This is a genomic window from uncultured Plantibacter sp. (genome assembly GCF_963518075.1).
In the GTDB taxonomy this organism is placed as follows: Bacteria; Actinomycetota; Actinomycetes; order Actinomycetales; family Microbacteriaceae; genus Plantibacter; species Plantibacter flavus_A.
This window is the reverse complement of sequence record NZ_CAUQHZ010000015.1, coordinates 1-15,930: the sequence shown is the minus strand read 5'-3', so window position 1 is coordinate 15,930 and position 15,930 is coordinate 1. Positions and strand designations below refer to the sequence as shown.

The following is a 15,930-nucleotide window of genomic DNA, read 5'->3' as shown; positions in this document are numbered from 1 at the left end:
GTCTTCACAGGGCGCTGGCCGCCGCGGCCTGGCCGGAGACGTGCTCGGGCGCCCCCTGGGCGGGCCGCCGACCCGCCGGCCCTGGGCGATCGAGTCCGAGGTCGAGCAGACTGTCGAGACCGACGGTGACCCCCCGGGCGTCGCGGGCGGCGACGAGGGCGAGCCGGATGCCCCGCTCGTAGGATGCGGGCGAGATCGTGTCGTGGGTGATCGTGACGAGTTCGTCGACGCCACCGAACACGACCTCCTGGCGGGCGACGACGCCCTGGAGCCGCAGGCTGTGGATCGGGATGCTCGAGACCTGCTGTCCCCTCGCCCGCTGGTCGGTGTGCGGAGCGGCGACGGGCCCACGGTCGCCACGAGCGGCCATCATCAACTCGGCGGTGCGCACGGCGGTCCCGGAGGGCGAGTCCACCTTCGTGTCGCGGTGGGACTCGATGATCTCAATCGAGTCGAAGAAGCGGGCCGCGATGGTCGCGAGACTCGTCGACAGGACGGACCCCAGCGAGAAGTTGGGGATGATGACGACGCCCTGCTCGGGCAGCTCGGCGAGCCGACGGTCGAGTCGCTGGATACGCTCGGCCGACCAGCCGCTCGTCCCGACGAGCACGTTGATGCCCTGAGCGACGGCGTGGTCGACGATCCGCTGGCTGACACCCGGGACCGTGACGTCGACGACGAGGTCCGCCTCGTCCATCTCGCTCAGCTCGCTCGAGGAACCGAGCGATGCGACCAGCTCGAAGTCGTCGAGTGAACCGATGATGCTGGTGAACAGTCGGCCCATCTTGCCGCTCGCGCCGGCCAGCGCCACTCGTGTCGTCATGCCCTCAGCTTACGTGCTGCCCGTCCGGGAGGAGGCGGGCCGCCGACTAGACGATGTGCGGCTCGGGAAGTCCCGTGCGGAGTTCCATGGGGAGGTGCGCGAGGTCGTTGTGGGTGATGAGGCTCCACGGACGCCCGGCGCGCTGGTGCAGTACCGTCAGTCCGCCGTTGGCCTGGTTGATACTCACCCAGCGCCATGCGGGAGCCTGGAGCGCCTCGCGGACGAGCCACCCGATCACGAAGTTGTGCGTGATGAGCAGCTCGTGGTGGTCACCGCGCTTCGGCGAGAGGAACTCGGCCGCGGCGTCGGCCATCTGCGCTTCGCCCGCCTCGATCTCCGCCTCGGTGATCGAGCCGAAGAAGGGGTCGAACGCCGACGGCGTCTCCGGTGTGCGACCGCTCGGGACACAGTCGAAGAGCAGCGACGACGGCTCCGGTGTGACGGCCGGCATCCGCTCGGCGATGATCTGGGCGGTCTCCGCGGCACGCTGCAACGGCGAGTGCCACGCCGCGGTCATCGGGACACCGCCGAGGCGCTCCGCGAGCAGCTGCGCCTGGCGCCGACCGCGTGCCGACAGCGGTCCGTCGGGCAAGCCGTGCTCAGCGTGTTGCTGCTCGCCGTGTCTGACGAGATACAGGTAATGGGACATTCAACGCACCCCCGCGATGATCGGAGCGAAGGTGTCCTCGTCGACGGCTCCGACCGCCGACACCGTGATGGGCTGCGCGGCGAGGTGCTGCGCGAGCTGCTGGACGTCGTCCTGACCGACCGACTGCAGGCGACGGATGCTCTCGTCGAGGTCGATGAACTCACCGAGGGTCAGCTCCGCTCGACCGAGGCGGCTCATCCGCGAGTCCGAATCCTCCAGCGCCAGCGCCGAGGCGCCGCTCAGCTGCCCGAGCGCGCGCGACAGCTCCTCGTCCGTCACGCCGTGCTCGGCGAGCCGGTGGAGCTCGGCGAGCATGAGTTCGGCGACGGTCGCCGCCTTCGCCGTGGAGCAGGCTGCAGCGAGGCCGAAGACGCCGGCGTCCGAGTAGCTGCCGGCGAACGAGTACACCGAGTAGGCGAGCCCGCGTCGTTCGCGGATCTCCTGGAACAGGCGGCTGGACATGCCGCCGCCGAGGATGGAGTTGAGCATGCTCATGGCGAATCGTCGCTCATCGCCTGCGATGAGGCCCGCTCCGCCGATCTGCAGGTGGACCTGCTCGGTGGGTCTGTGCACGACCGAGAGGGGCGAGCCCCCGACGATGGCAGCAGGAGCGAGCGTCCGACGCGCGACCGGTGCGGCCACCGCGTCCGCCGGCCAGCCCGCTTGCACGAGCGCCTCGGACACCTGGGCGACGAGCGCGTCGTGGTCGACCGCGCCGGCCGCCGTGACGATGACGTCGTTCGCGCGGTAGTTGGCCCGGTAGTGCGCCACGACGGCGTCCCGGCCGACCTCGATGATCGACTGCGGGTGACCGCCGATCGGACGCCCGAGCGGGTGCTCGCCGAGCACGCGCTCGAAGAACCGTTCGTTGGCGACGTCCCCCGGATCGTCGTCCATCATCGCGAGCTCTTCGAGGATGACGCCGCGTTCGTTCTCGAACTCCTCCGGGTCGAGCAGCGAGGAGGTGAGCATGTCGGTGATGACGTCCACCGCCATCGGCAGGTCGCGATCGCGCACCTTGGCGTAGTAGCAGGTGTGCTCCTTGGCCGTGAGCGCGTTGTGCTCGCCGCCGACGGCGTCGAACGCGACCGCGATGTCGAGGGCGGAACGCGACGGCGTGCCCTTGAACAGGAGGTGCTCCAGGAAGTGCGTCGAGCCGAAGGTCGCCGGTCGATCAGCGGTCGCCGGTTGTTCGTCGCGGGAACCGACGGCCACCCAGTAGCCGATCGTGGCGCTGCGGCTGCCCGGCATGTGTTCACTCAGGATGCGCAGCCCGTTGGGCAGGACCGTCCGGCGGACGAGCGCGTCCCCGGATGCGGTGAACGCGAGCTCGGGACGAGTGAGCGGAAAGTCGACGGCGGCGTTCATCACCCCAACCATACGTCAGGTTCCCGGGCGTCGCGCGCGAGCGTCGGTGCACGGGCGCCCGCCGGTCGACTCAGCGCAAGCGACCGGAGACGCGGTCGAGCTCGAGGATCTGCCCACGACTCAGCCGCACGTCGGCCGCCGCGATGAGCGAGTCGACGTGAGCCGGCTGGGACGCGCTCGCGATGGGCGCGACGACGCCGGGACGTGACATGGCCCAGGCGAGCGCGGCCGAGGCGACCGTGCAACGGTTCTCCTCCGCGATCTCGTCGAGGACGTGCAGGACCCGCAGCCCACGGCGGTGGAGATGGGTCGCGGCGCGACTACCGCGGGTGCTCGGGTCGAGGTCGGAGCGGGTGCGGTAGCGGCCCGTCAGGAAGCCATTCGCGAGGGCGAAGTAGGGCAGGACACCGAGGTGCTGGGCCGTCGCGACGAGCGCGAGGGTGCTCTCGTACGGCTCCCGGTGCATGAGGCTGTAGTGGGTCTCGAGCGCGACGAACTGGGTGAAGCCGCTCGCCGAGAGGATCCGCGCCTCCATCAGCCGCTCGGGGGTCGTGTTCGAGGTGCCGAGGTAGCGGACCTTGCCGGTCTCGATCAGCCAGTCGACCGTCCCGAGGCTGTCGGCCAACGGGATGCTCGGGTCGTCGTCGTGGAAGGACAGCAGGTCGATGTGGTCGGTCTGCAACCGTTCGAGCGCCGCCTCGACCGCACGGATGATGCTCACCGAGCCGAGACCCGGGTAGTCGGGGTGCCGGCCGATCTTCGTCGCGACCACCATGTCGTCCCGGTTGCGGCGCTTCCGCATCCAGTTGCCGATGAGTATCTCGCTGCGTCCGCCAGCGTAGCTGTCGGCGGTGTCGACCATGTTGCCGCCGGAGTCGTGGAACCGGTCGAGGATGTCCGACGTCGTGTCGGGGTCGACCGTCCACCCGAACACGCTGCCGCCGAGCACGACCGGGAAGACCGACAACTCGGAGTCGCCGATCGTGCGCCTCGGTGCCTCCGACGGCTCGGGGTCCTGGACGGGCGTCGGGAAGGACGGGTGCGGGACGAGCTGCTCGGGACGCCGACTCGCGTCGTCGTCGACGCCGTCCGCTGCTCCACCGACGAGAGAACTGCCACGGGTGCTCGACGAGCGCCAGAGGTGTGGCATCCCCTGCCCCTCTCTCGGTCCGCCGACCGGTGACGCGCTGCACCGTCGGGATCCGTGCGTGGAGCGACGGACCGGTGCTTGCTCACCAGGCTAGAGGAGACCGTCGACTTCGGCTGGACGACATCACGACCGGGTGGCAACTGATTCGTAACGATTGCTGGAGTCGGTCGATCACCTCGGATCGACGGCCACCTCGGCACGGGCGAGCACGAATCTCGCGTGCCGCAGGAGCGGCTCGTCGACCATGCGTCCCTCGTGCCGGAACACGCCGGCCGCTCCCGCTGCGGCGTCGAGCAGGGCCTGCGCCGCTGCCACCGATCGGGGGTCCGGGCGGTAGGCGGCGCGAACGGTCGGGACCTGTCCCGGGTGGATGCAGGCGGAGGCGATGCAGCCGACGGCGGCCGCGTCCGCCGCCTCGTCCGCGAGCCCGTCGAGATCGTCGATGTCGAGGTGGACCGCGTCGATCGCGGCCACTCCGGCGGCTCCCGCGGCGAGCAGCACCGAGGAGCGAGCCTGTCGGACGACGTCCCGGTATCGCCCGTCGGCCAGTCTGCTACTCGTGCCGCCCAGGGACGCGATGAGGTCTTCAGAGCCCCACATGAGCGCGAGGACCGCAGGATGGGCGGCCAACGCGGGTGCCTGCACGACACCGGCAGCGGTCTCGCACAGCGCGATGATCCGGACGTCCGGGATCGCGTCCACGAGCCGGTCGAGCGCCGCGGTCGTCTCCGTCTTCGCCAGCATCACCGTGCGATAGGCGGTGTCCGCGAGTGCCGCGACATCGTCGTCGAAGTCGACGGTGCCAGCCGGGTCGACCCGGACGACCGTGCGTGAGGGATCGAGCGGATGGTCGATGATCGCCCGGCGGGCGGCCGGCTTGTCGGCCGGGGCCACGGCGTCCTCGAGGTCGAGGATGACGGCGTCCGCGCGCGCGGCCGCTTTCGCGAAGCGGTCGGGGCGGTCCGCCGGGACGAAGAGGATCGCCGGCCCCAGGTCGAACGCCGCGGCGCCGGTCACGATGCACCCGAGCACTGGACGAGCGTGCTCCTGGTCGCGGTCGCGACGACGACGCCGTCCTGGTTCCGACCCGTGTGGAGCAGGGTGACGACACCCTCGCCCGGCCTCGACGACGACAACCGTTTGGCCGTCACGAGCGTCTCGGCGTACAGCGTGTCGCCGTGGTGCATCGGATTCGGAAAAGCGATGTCGGCGAAGCCCAGGTTCGCGACGATCGTCTGCTCGGTGAGCTGCGCGACCGACAGCCCTACGAGCGTCGAGAGGGTCAGCATCGAGTTCACGAGCCGTTCCCCGAAGGGCCCGGTCGCAGACCACGCGGCATCCATGTGCAATGATTGCCCGTTCATCGTGAGGGTCGAGAACAGGACGTTGTCGGCTTCTGTGAGGGTGCGCCCGGGGCGATGGCGGTAGATCGCACCCACCACGAACTCCTCGAAGTACAGACCTCGCTGCTCGATCACGGGGCCGGACGACGTCTCGGACGAGTCGGTCATCATGACCTCACGACGCGAAGCCGAGTTCGCGGGCGATGATCATGAGCTGCACCTCGGTGGTGCCCTCACCGATCTCGAGGATCTTCGAGTCCCGGTAGTGCCGCGCCACCGGGTTCTCGTTGAGGAACCCGTAGCCGCCGAAGATCTGGGTCGCATCGCGGGCGTTGTCCATCGCGGCCTCCCCGGCGACCATCTTCGCGATGGAGGCCTCCATCTTGTAGGGCGCTCCCCGGAGCATGCGCGACGCGGCGTCGTAGTAGGCCTGCCTGGCGGTGTGGACCCGCGTCTGCATCTTCGCGATCCGGAAGGCGATCCACTGGTTGTCGCCGATCGCCCGACCGAACACGACCCGCTCCTTGGCGTAGCGGATCGCCTCCTCGAGGCAGCCCTGGGCGGCTCCGACGGCGAGCGCGGCCACGGCGATCCGTCCACCGTCGAGCGCGGTGAGGAAGTTGGCGTATCCGCGCCCGCGTTCGCCGAGCAGGTTGCCCTCCGGTACACGGACGTCCTCGAACCGCAGCGGGTGGGTGTCGGAGGTGTGCCAGCCGACCTTGTCGTAGGGCGGTAGCGCGGTGAAGCCCGGCGTCGGGACCGGCACGAGGATCGACGACAGCTCCTTCGTCACCCGGCCGTCGGATCGGACCCGCTCCCCCGTGACGGCCGTGACCGTCACGAGACGGGTGATCTCGCTCCCGGAGTTGGTGATGAACTGCTTCGTACCGTTGATCACCCACTCACCGTCGACGAGCTCGGCGGTGGTCTCCGTCGCGCCTGCATCACTGCCGGCACGCGCCTCGGTGAGGCCGAAGGCGGCGAGCGCCTGTCCGCTCGCGAGCTGCGGGATCCATTCCTCGCGCTGGGCGTCGGTGCCGTACAGGTAGATCGGCATGGCTCCGAGGCCGACGCCGGCCTCGAGGGTGACGCCGATGCTCTGGTCGACGCGTCCGAGCTGCTCGACGGCGAGGCAGAGCGCGAAGTAGTCCATCCCCCCGCCGCCGAGTTCCTTCGGGAACGGCAGCCCGAAGAGTCCCAGCTCCCCCATCTGCGCGATGATGTCGTACGGCAGGCGGCGTTCGGTGTCGTACTGGTAGGCGGCGGGCGCGACGACCTCGTCGGCGAACGCCTTGACCGTGTCGACGATCCGCTGGTGCTCGGGGCTGAGCTCGGTGTTCATGCTGATGCTCCGTTCGTGGGTGCTGCATCGGTTGGGGCTGCGTTCAGGTGGGCTGCGACGTGGTCTGCGGCGATCGTCGCGACCGACTGGCGGGTGGCGACCGTGCCACCCGTGGAGACGTGGAGGGTGACCGTGCCGTCGGTCGTGGCGGTGAGGAGGTGCTCCATCTTCATCGCTTCGACGGTGACGAGCGGCTGACCGGCGGTGACGGCGTCGCCGCTCGTGACGTGCAGCGCCGTGACGGTGCCGGGCATCGGCGTCCGCACCTCCGGATCGACCGCACCGGCCGCGGTCGGATCCCCGCCGGCTGGGAGCGCCTCACGCGGGACCACTTCGACCACACTGATGGCACCGTCGAGCGCGATCCATCGTTCGTCCCCCACGCGGACGATCTCCAAGGGGGTGCTGACACCGTCGTGCTCGAACCGCAGGGTGCCGTCCGACCGGCTGAGGACCGCGGCCCGCGTCGGTGCCGCGTCATCGACGGAGACGCTCGCGTCGTCGCTCGAGCCGCGCACCTCGATGCGGACGATGCGTCCGTCGTCCAGACGCAGGTGCTGTCGCGTCGGTGCTGCCACGCCGAGGCGCCACCCACCCGGATCCGACCACGGCGTCCCGAGTCCGGCGGTCCGCGCTGCGGCCTTGCATCGCCGGTCCTCCGTTTCGGCGAGCGCCGCGGCGGTCAGGATCCGCTCGGACGTCGAGTCGGACGGACGGTCGTCGAGCAGTTCGGCGATGAGACCGGTGTGCAGCCGTCCCGCGACGACGTCCTCGTCGGCGAGGAGCCGCCGGAGGAAGCCGAGGTTCGTGCGGACACCGAAGACCACCGTCGCCGCGAGCGCGGCGTCGAGTCGCCGGAGCGCGGTCCCGCGATCCTCGGCCCAGCAGACGATCTTCGCGAGCATCGGGTCGTACCACGGGCCGACGAACTGCCCGGCGACGATGCCGCCGTCGACGCGGACCCCCGGCCCCTGCGGCAGACGCACCCGTTCGAGCACCCCGGTCTGGGGCAGGAAGCCGCTCGACGAGTCCTCCGCGTACAGCCGCGCCTCCACCGCGTGACCACGCAGGACGACGTCGTCCTGCGTCATCGTCAGCGGTTCACCGGCGGCGACGCGCACCTGCAACTCCACGAGGTCCAGCCCCGTGACGAGCTCGGTGACCGGATGCTCCACCTGCAACCGCGTGTTCATCTCGAGGAAGGCGAACTCGTCTGGTCGGTCGTCGGCGACGAGGAACTCGACGGTCCCCACCCCTCGGTAGCCGACGCTTCGGGCGACCGTGCAGGCCGCCTCGCCGAGTCGCTCCCGCTGGCGGTCGTCGATGAGCGGGGACGGGGACTCCTCCACCACCTTCTGGTGCCGACGCTGGAGCGAGCACTCACGCTCCCCGAGGTGCACGACCGCACCGTGGGCGTCCGCGAGCACCTGCACCTCGATGTGCCGGGGTCTCGAGACGAACCGCTCGAGGAGGAGCGTGGCGTCGCCGAAGGCCGCCTCGGCCACCCGGTGCGCGGAGGCGATGGCCGATGGGAGCTCCTCGGCGCGCTCCACCACCTGCATCCCCTTGCCGCCGCCACCGCCCGCCGGCTTGACGATGAGCGGGAAGCCGATGGCGACGCCGGCACGGACGAGCGCGTCGTCGTCGAGCGAGGCGTCGGCGACGCCCTCGATGATCGGGACGCCTCGAGCCGCGACGTGGTCCTTCGCCCGGATCTTGTCGCCCATGAGGACCAGGGCGCGCTCGTCCGGTCCGATGAAGACGATCCCGGCAGCGGCGAGCGCCCTCGCGAGCGCGGGTTGTTCGGACAGGAAGCCGTAGCCCGGGTGCACCGCCTCGGCCCCGGTCGTGACGGCGGCCCGGACGACGGCGTCGACATCGAGATAGCTGTCCGAGGCCGGCGCGGGTCCCAGGCGGACGGCGCGGTCCGCGAGCCGGACATGCGGGGCGTCGCGGTCGGCGTCGCTGAAGACCGCGATGCTCTCGATGTCCATCGCTGTGAGCGTGCGGATGATGCGACAGGCGATCTCGCCGCGGTTCGCGACGAGGACGGAGCGGAAGGGACGCGCGGATGCCTGGCCCGGCCGGTTCGGTGTCTGGATCGTCATGCCGTCACATCCTGAAGAGGCCGAAGCCGGGTTCCGGCAGTGGCGCGCGGGAGCACACCTCGAGCGCGAGTCCGAGGACCGTGCGGGTCCGGGCGGGATCGATGATGCCGTCGTCCCAGAGCCGCGCGGTCGAGTAGTACGGATTGCCCTGCTCCTCGAAGTCGGTGAGGATCGGCGCCCGGAAGTCATCCTCAGCCTGGGCGGTCCACGCCTCACCTCGGGCCTCGAGCTGGTCGCGCTTGACGGTCGCGAGGACACTCGCCGCCTGCTGTCCCCCCATGACGGAGATGCGCGCGCCCGGCCACATCCAGAGGAAGCGGGGGTCGTAGGCCCGGCCGCACATGGAGTAGTTGCCGGCGCCGAACGAACCGCCGATCACGACCGTCAGCTTCGGCACCCGGGTGGTCGCGACCGCGGTGACCATCTTCGCGCCGTGCTTGGCGATGCCTCCGGCCTCGGCGTCACTGCCGACCATGAAGCCCGAGATGTTCTGGAGGAACAGCAACGGGATGCCGCGCTGGTCGGCGAGCTCGATGAAGTGGGCGCCCTTCATGGCCGACTCGCTGAAGAGGACGCCGTTGTTCGCGATGATGCCGACGGGGTGCCCGTGCAGCCTCGCGAACCCGGTCACGAGGGTGTCGCCGTACTCCCGCTTGAACTCCGAGAAGTCACTCCCGTCGACGAGCCGCGCGATCACCTCACGGACGTCGTAGGCCGTCTGCAGCTCCGCCGGCACGACGCCGTACAGCTCTGCCTCCGGGACGACCGGCGGCACGCTCGGATGCACCTCCCACGCGCGCGGGTGGGGCGCCGGCAGCGTCGCGACCGCATCCCGGAGGATGTCGAGCGCGTGCGCGTCGTCGTCGGCGAGGTGGTCCGTGACCCCCGACACCCGGGCGTGGAGGTCGCCGCCGCCGAGCTGCTCCGGCGTCACGACCTCGCCGATCGCAGCCTTCACGAGGGGTGGACCGCCCAGGAAGATCGTGCCCTGACCGCGCACAACGACGTTCTCATCGCTCATGGCGGGGACGTACGCACCTCCGGCGGTGCAGGACCCGAGTACGGCGGCGAGTTGCGGGATGCCGGCCGCCGACATCCTGGCCTGGTTGAAGAAGATCCGGCCGAAGTGGTCCCGATCGGGGAAGACCTCGTCCTGCGTCGGGAGGTTCGCTCCCCCGGAGTCGACGAGGTACAGGCAGGGCAAGCGGTTCGCAGCCGCGATCTCCTGGGCCCGGAGGTGTTTCTTCACCGTCATCGGGAAGTACGAGCCACCCTTCGCGGTCGCGTCGTTCGACACGACGAGCACGTGTCGTCCGTGGACGAGGCCGATCCCGGCGATGACCCCGGCGCCGGGAGTCGCATCGTCGTACATGCCGTGCGCGGCCAGGGGCGCGATCTCCAGGAAGGGGCTCCCCTCGTCGAGCAGGCGGTCGACCCGATCGCGTGGCAGTAGCTTGCCCCGGGCGACGTGCCGCACCCGCGACGCTTCCGGTCCGCCCAGGGCCGCGGTCGCCATCGTCTGCTCGAGCACCGTCACGAGCGCCCGCTGCGCAGCCTCCTGCTCGCGGAATCGGGCTGAGGTGGGATCGGCACCGCTCGTGAGGGTGGGCACTCGGGCTCCTGTCGTCGTCGACCGTGAGTGCATTCAGTTACTGACCACTCACTCAAAGAGAGGTTACAGTTCACTAACTGAAAAAGTCCACCCCGAGGAGATCCGATGACCGGTCGTGACACATCGTCCCCGAGCCCACCGCACCTCGGGCGCTCGGAGGCGAAGGCCGCCCGTCGCTCGGCCCTCCTGCGGTCAGCGGCCGGCCTGTTCGCCGAGCGCGGCTTCACCGGGGTGTCGATGGAGGACCTCGGAACCGCCGTCGGTATGAGCGGACCCGCCGTCTACCGCCACTTCCCGAGCAAGCAGGCCGTCCTCGCAGCACTCCTCATCGGTGTCAGTCAGGATCTGCTGGACGGCGGGACCCGGGAGGTCGAGCAGGCTCCGGACAGCGATCGGGCACTGCGTTCGCTGGTCAGCTTCCACGCGGCGTTCGCCCTCGACGACCCCGACGTGATCCGCATCCAGGACCACGACCTCGACAGCCTGGCACCGGACGACCGCCGCGCGGTCCGCACCCTCCAGCGGCGGTACGTCGAGCGGTGGGTGGACGTCCTCACGACGCTGCATCCCACGATCCCCACGGCGGAACTGCGGGTCCGCGCGCTCGCGGGTTTCGGACTGATCAACTCCACGTCCCACAGCACCTCCCGCGGCAGGAACGAGGTCGGGACACCCGACCGGGAGGCGGTGCGCTCGATGCTCGAGCGGATGGCGCTGGCCGCCCTGCTCGCCGCGTGAGGATGCGGGACGGGTTCAGTCGACGAGCACGGACAGGACGTTCCCCGCTGGATCGGTGAACCAGGCGATGTCCGGGCCGTTCCCGCGCATGATCCCCTTCGCGTCCGTCGGCAGGACGTCGTCGGGGTAGAGCTTCGTCACCACACCGCGCGCCTGCAGCTCGTCGACCGCCGTGTCGATGTCGTCGACCACGAGGTTCAGCACCGTGAACGAGGCCGGTGTGTGGTCCGGCTTGCCGTAGACGAGCACCGACCCGCCGGCGGGCAGCGCCACGTCCAGGAACCCCATGGCGTTGTCGGTGACCGTGAGACCGAGGACGTCCCGGTAGAACGTCCTCGCCGCGTCGATGTCGTCGACCGAGAACCCGCTGAAGACATCCGTGTACGTGACCATGAGCCGCTCCCTCGCTGATTCCCGATGCGTACACGATGCACGATGCCACGTCGCGGTCGTCGCGTCCAGGCCCGAACGGCCGCCGGGGCGGGCGAGCGCGAGGGCCTGGACTCGACGATCACACCATCGTCAGGACCATCGGCGGATCGGACAGCATCGTCCCGAGGTCGACGAGGAACCGGGACCCCTGCTCTCCGTCGATGAGCCGATGGTCGAACGAGAGCGACAGCGTCACGACGTGTCGCAGCGCGACCTGCCCCTCGAACTCCCACGGCTGGCGACGGACGGCGCCGAGCGCGATGATCGCCGCCTCACCGGGGTTGAGGATGGGCGTCCCCGCATCGACACCGAAGACGCCGACGTTGGAGATCGTGATCGTCCCCCCTCGCAGTTCCGCCGGAGCGGTGCGTCCCTCGCGGGCCGTGCGGACGAGGTCCGCCAAGGCGTCCGCGAGTTCGAACAGGCTGAGCTCCTCGGCCCGTGCGATGTTCGGGACGAGGAGGCCCCGCGGCGTCGCTGCGGCGATCCCGAGTCCGACGTGCCCGTACTCGACGATCTCCCCGGCAGCCTCGTCCCAGCTCGCGTTGACCGCGGGGGTGCGTCTCACGGCGATGCACACCGCCTTGGCGAGGACGGTCAGGATGTTGACCCGGTGGTCCCCGGTCCGAGGCGAGCGGGCGAGCGCGTCCAGCAGCGACATCGTCGGCGTCACGTCGACCGTCAGGAACTCCGTCACGTGGGGAGCCGTGAACGCACTGTTCACCATCGCCTCGGCGGTGCGGCGCCTGACCCCCGTGATCGGCCGACGCACCGACCCGTCGGCCGCCGTGGCCGGCGTCGCTGGGGTCCCGGCCGGCGCCGCTCCCGCTCCGCGAGCACGCTCCGGCAGCTGCCCACTCGGGCCGGTCGCGGCGCGCTCGACCTCCTCACGCGCGATCCGACCACCGACACCGGTGCCGACGAGCGTTCCGAGGTCGACGCCCAGATCGCGGGCGAGTCGCCGGACCGGTGGTGTCGCGCGAGGCCGGGAACGCTCCGGCACCGGGGCGGTGTGCACCGGTACGGTGTGCGCCGGGGCAGGTGTGTCATCGTCGACGGACCGCGCACGGCGCCGTGGCCGTTCACCGCTCGCCGTGCGAGGGCCGTAGCCGACGAGGACCGGCTCGCGGTCCGCCGCCCCACTCGGGAGGTCGACCTCCGCCCGGTCCGCCTCGGGGACCGACGGGGGCGGAGCGGTCTGACCATCGGGCGCGAAGTCGACGAGCGCTTCGCCGACGAGGACCGTCGTCCCCGGTTCGACGTGAAGCCTCGTGACCACGCCGGCGGTCGGCGCGGGCAGTTCGACGAGCGCCTTCGCGGTCTCGACCTCGGCGATCACCTGGTTGAGCTCGACGTGGTCGCCGACGGCGACGCGCCAGGACACGAGTTCGCTCTCGGTCAGACCTTCACCGAGATCGGGTAGGGAGAACCGCTTCATCGCCGTCCCTCCCCACCGGTCACAGGCCGGGCCTCGACCCTGCCCGCGGCCGAGGCGGAGGACCGACGCCCCAGTGCGCGATCCACCCCGTCCAGGATCCGGTCGAGGTCCGGCAGGAAATGGTCCTCGAGCACCGACGCGGGATAGGGCGTGTCGAACCCCGTCACCCGCACCGGAGCCTCTTCGAGGAGGTCGAAGCAGCGTTCGGTGATCGAGGCCGCCAACTCGGCTCCGATGCCGCCGGAACGCTGCGCCTCGTGCGTGATGACGAGTCGCCCGGTCTTCTCGACCGAGGCGGCGACCGCGTCGACGTCGAGAGGTGCGAGGGATCGGAGATCGATCACCTCCAGGTCGACCCCCTCGTCGGCCGCAGCCTCCGCAGCCTCGAGCGCCGTCTGGACGAGCGGACCGTAGGCGACCAACGTCGCGTCCGTGCCGGCGCGAACGGTCCGCGCGCGGGTGAACGCGAGCGGATCGGCGGGCAGGTCGTCGAGGACCTCGCCCTTCGTCCAGTACCGCCGCTTCGGTTCGAAGAACAGCACCGGGTCGTCGCACGCGATCGCCTGACGGATCATCGTGTGCGCGTCCTGGGGGTCGGAGCACGTCACCACGCGCAGTCCCGCCGTGTGCGCGAAGTACGCCTCCGGGGACTCGGAGTGGTGCTCGACGGCGCCGATGCCCCCGCCGTACGGCACGCGGATGGTGACCGGCATCCGCACGGCACCCTTCGTCCGGTAGTGCAGCTTCGCCAACTGCGCGACGATCTGGTCGAAGCCCGGATAGATGAACCCGTCGAACTGGATCTCGCACACCGGGCGGAAGCCTCGGAACGCCAGACCGATCGCCGCTCCGATGATCGCGGACTCCGCCAGCGGCATGTCGACGACGCGATCGGCACCGAACTCCGCCTGGAGGCCGTCGGTCACCCTGAACACCCCGCCGAGTCGGCCGATGTCCTCGCCGAGCAACAGGACCCGGTCGTCATCGGCGAGGGCGTGGTGCAGTCCGGCGTTGATCGCCTTGCTGAGGGTGAGCGTGGTCATCGGGCACCACCGTCGAACATCGCGAGGTACGAGCGGTACTCCTCGCGTTGCCGTTCGAGCCCGGGGTGGGCGGTGGCGTAGACCTCGTCGAAGAGCGAGAGCGGGTCAGGGGCAGGCAAGGCGAGGCACCCCGCACGGACCCGGGCGGCCGCGGCGTCGGCGATGGACGCGACGTGGGCTCGGGCCGTCTCGTCGAGGGCCCCCTCGGACTCCAGCAGACGCTCGAGCCGGGCGATCGGATCCTTCGCACGCCACGACGCGACCTCGCTCTCGTCCCGGTACCGCGTCGGATCGTCCGAGGTGGTGTGCGGCCCCATGCGGTAGGTGACGGCCTCGATGAAGGTCGGCCCACCACCGGAACGTGCGCGGTCGACGGCGATCCGCATCGCCGCCGTCACGGCGAGCACGTCGTTGCCGTCGACCCGCATGCTCGGCACCCCGAAGCCCGGCGCCCGGTCCGCGATGGGGCGCTGGGCCTGCAGCCCGACGGGCTCGGAGATCGCGTACTGGTTGTTCTGGCAGAAGAAGACCACGGGTGCCTGGAAGCTGGCGGCCAGCACCAGCGCCTCGTTCACGTCGCCCTGACTCGTCGCGCCGTCGCCGAAGTAGGCCACGGCCACCGCGTCGGACCCGTCGCGCTGACAGCCCATCGCGTAGCCCGTGGCATGGAGCGTCTGGGCACCGATGATGACCGCCGGCGTCGCCATGCCGACCGCGAACGGATCCCAGCCCGACAGCGCGGTCCCCCGCCACATCGCCATCAGTTGGTCGAGTTCGACGCCACGGCAGTACGCCACGGCCTGTTCGCGGTAGCTCGTGAAGACGAAGTCCCCGCGCCGCAGGACCCGCGCCGACCCCACCTGGGCGGCCTCCTGCCCGAGCGACGGCGGCCACAGACCGATCTCGCCCTGCCGTTGTAAGGCGGTCGCCTCCGTGTCGACGCGTCGTGTGACGACCATGTCCTCGTAGAGCGCGAGCAGCTCGGCGTGACCGAGGTCGGCGACGAAGAGGTCGTACAGGGCGTCCTCCTGGCGGACGCCGTCCGGATCGAGGAGCTGGACGCACCCGTGGTTGACCGGGACCGGTTCGCGTGCATCACCGCCCCGCTCGTCGGAATCCTGCGGGAATTGGGTGTGAGTCTCCATCGACACGATGCACGCCGCCTTGAGTTCGGTGACCTCACGGCGGTGCCTCGTGAGCGATGCCGTGCCCTCGCGTCGTCGCGAGGTGGTCCGAGGCTACGCCGGATCACCCTGGCGCTCAACCGTCGACACTCCGCGCAACGGCGAACGCCCGCCCCGCGGAAGCGGGACGGGCGTTCGGATGCAGCCTGCGGCTTAGCCCTCGGCCGGGGCCTGCTCTGGAGTCCCCTCCCGAGCAAACGACCGTTCGACCGAGATCTAGCCTTCGGCCGGGGCCTCAGGACCCTCGCTGGCAGCGTCGCTGCCGTGCGTGTCGGCCTCATCGGCGACGACCGGAGCGAGCGAGAGCTTGCCGCGGTCGTCGATCTTCGTGATCTCGACGAGGATCTTCTGGCCGACGCCGAGCACGTCTTCGACGTTCTCCACACGCTTGCCACCGGCGAGCTTGCGGACCTCGGAGATGTGCAGCAGGCCGTCCTTGCCCGGGAGCAGCGAGACGAACGCGCCGAACGCGGCGATCTTGACGACGGTTCCGAGGAACTGCTCGCCGACCTCCGGGTTGGTGGGGTTCGCGATCGCGTTGACCTGGGCACGAGCGGCCTCGGCCGACGGGCCGTCGACGGCGCCGATGTAGACGGTGCCGTCCTCCTCGATGGAGATGTCGGCGCCGGTCTCGTCCTGGATCGAGTTGATCGTCTTGCCCTTCGGGCCGATCAGCTCGCCGATCTTGTCGACGGGGATC

Annotated in this window: 15 protein-coding genes; 1 reads left to right on the top strand and 14 read right to left on the bottom strand. The window is 70.4% G+C overall.

Annotated elements, in window-relative coordinates:
- Positions 1-4: 4 nt before the first annotated feature.
- From dapB to RWN05_RS15505, 9 genes are all read right to left on the bottom strand, one after another.
- Complete coding sequence (gene dapB / locus RWN05_RS15545) at positions 5-823, bottom strand: 4-hydroxy-tetrahydrodipicolinate reductase (protein WP_314140226.1); 819 nt, start codon at positions 821-823, stop codon at positions 5-7.
- A gap of 46 nt (positions 824-869) precedes the next feature.
- Positions 870-1,472: a histidine phosphatase family protein gene (locus RWN05_RS15540; RefSeq protein ID WP_071262315.1), complete on the bottom strand. Its 603-nt coding sequence runs from the start codon at positions 1,470-1,472 to the stop codon at positions 870-872.
- Positions 1,473-2,840, bottom strand: a complete 1,368-nt coding sequence (locus tag RWN05_RS15535; protein ID WP_314140224.1) for a pitrilysin family protein — start codon at positions 2,838-2,840, stop codon at positions 1,473-1,475.
- A 70-nt stretch (positions 2,841-2,910) separates the two neighbouring features.
- Positions 2,911-3,990: an aldo/keto reductase gene (locus RWN05_RS15530; protein WP_079002693.1), complete on the bottom strand. Its 1,080-nt coding sequence runs from the start codon at positions 3,988-3,990 to the stop codon at positions 2,911-2,913.
- 171 nt (positions 3,991-4,161) lie between these two features.
- On the bottom strand, positions 4,162-5,007 hold the full coding sequence (locus tag RWN05_RS15525) for a CoA ester lyase (protein WP_314140223.1): 846 nt from the start codon (positions 5,005-5,007) through the stop codon (positions 4,162-4,164).
- The gene (locus RWN05_RS15520; RefSeq protein ID WP_314140222.1) at positions 5,004-5,501 is read right to left on the bottom strand and encodes a MaoC family dehydratase; all 498 of its coding nucleotides are present in this window, start codon (positions 5,499-5,501) and stop codon (positions 5,004-5,006) included. The genes RWN05_RS15525 and RWN05_RS15520 overlap by 4 nt, the downstream gene beginning before the upstream one ends.
- A gap of 7 nt (positions 5,502-5,508) precedes the next feature.
- Positions 5,509-6,675: an acyl-CoA dehydrogenase family protein gene (locus RWN05_RS15515; RefSeq protein WP_314140221.1), complete on the bottom strand. Its 1,167-nt coding sequence runs from the start codon at positions 6,673-6,675 to the stop codon at positions 5,509-5,511.
- Positions 6,672-8,783, bottom strand: a complete 2,112-nt coding sequence (locus tag RWN05_RS15510; protein WP_314140219.1) for a biotin carboxylase N-terminal domain-containing protein — start codon at positions 8,781-8,783, stop codon at positions 6,672-6,674. The genes RWN05_RS15515 and RWN05_RS15510 overlap by 4 nt, the downstream gene beginning before the upstream one ends.
- A gap of 4 nt (positions 8,784-8,787) precedes the next feature.
- Positions 8,788-10,428: a carboxyl transferase domain-containing protein gene (locus RWN05_RS15505; protein ID WP_399543084.1), complete on the bottom strand. Its 1,641-nt coding sequence runs from the start codon at positions 10,426-10,428 to the stop codon at positions 8,788-8,790.
- A 72-nt stretch (positions 10,429-10,500) separates the two neighbouring features.
- Here RWN05_RS15505 and RWN05_RS15500 point away from each other — a divergent pair, with 72 nt between their 5' ends.
- Complete coding sequence (locus RWN05_RS15500; RefSeq protein ID WP_071262320.1) at positions 10,501-11,133, top strand: TetR/AcrR family transcriptional regulator; 633 nt, start codon at positions 10,501-10,503, stop codon at positions 11,131-11,133.
- 15 nt (positions 11,134-11,148) lie between these two features.
- On the opposite strand, the gene RWN05_RS15495 is transcribed toward RWN05_RS15500, so the two are convergent.
- The 5 genes from RWN05_RS15495 to RWN05_RS15475 all read right to left on the bottom strand — a co-directional run.
- Positions 11,149-11,526: a VOC family protein gene (locus tag RWN05_RS15495; RefSeq protein WP_064294462.1), complete on the bottom strand. Its 378-nt coding sequence runs from the start codon at positions 11,524-11,526 to the stop codon at positions 11,149-11,151.
- A gap of 118 nt (positions 11,527-11,644) precedes the next feature.
- On the bottom strand, positions 11,645-13,003 hold the full coding sequence (locus RWN05_RS15490; RefSeq protein ID WP_314140215.1) for a dihydrolipoamide acetyltransferase family protein: 1,359 nt from the start codon (positions 13,001-13,003) through the stop codon (positions 11,645-11,647).
- On the bottom strand, positions 13,000-14,046 hold the full coding sequence (locus RWN05_RS15485; protein WP_314140214.1) for an alpha-ketoacid dehydrogenase subunit beta: 1,047 nt from the start codon (positions 14,044-14,046) through the stop codon (positions 13,000-13,002). The genes RWN05_RS15490 and RWN05_RS15485 overlap by 4 nt, the downstream gene beginning before the upstream one ends.
- Positions 14,043-15,191 (bottom strand): pyruvate dehydrogenase (acetyl-transferring) E1 component subunit alpha, encoded by a 1,149-nt coding sequence (gene pdhA / locus RWN05_RS15480; RefSeq protein WP_314140213.1) that lies wholly within the window; start codon positions 15,189-15,191, stop codon positions 14,043-14,045. Before pdhA ends, RWN05_RS15485 begins: the two co-directional genes overlap by 4 nt.
- 255 nt (positions 15,192-15,446) lie before the next feature.
- Positions 15,447-15,930: S1 RNA-binding domain-containing protein (locus RWN05_RS15475; RefSeq protein WP_314140212.1), on the bottom strand; the 484-nt coding region annotated here is incomplete at its 5' end.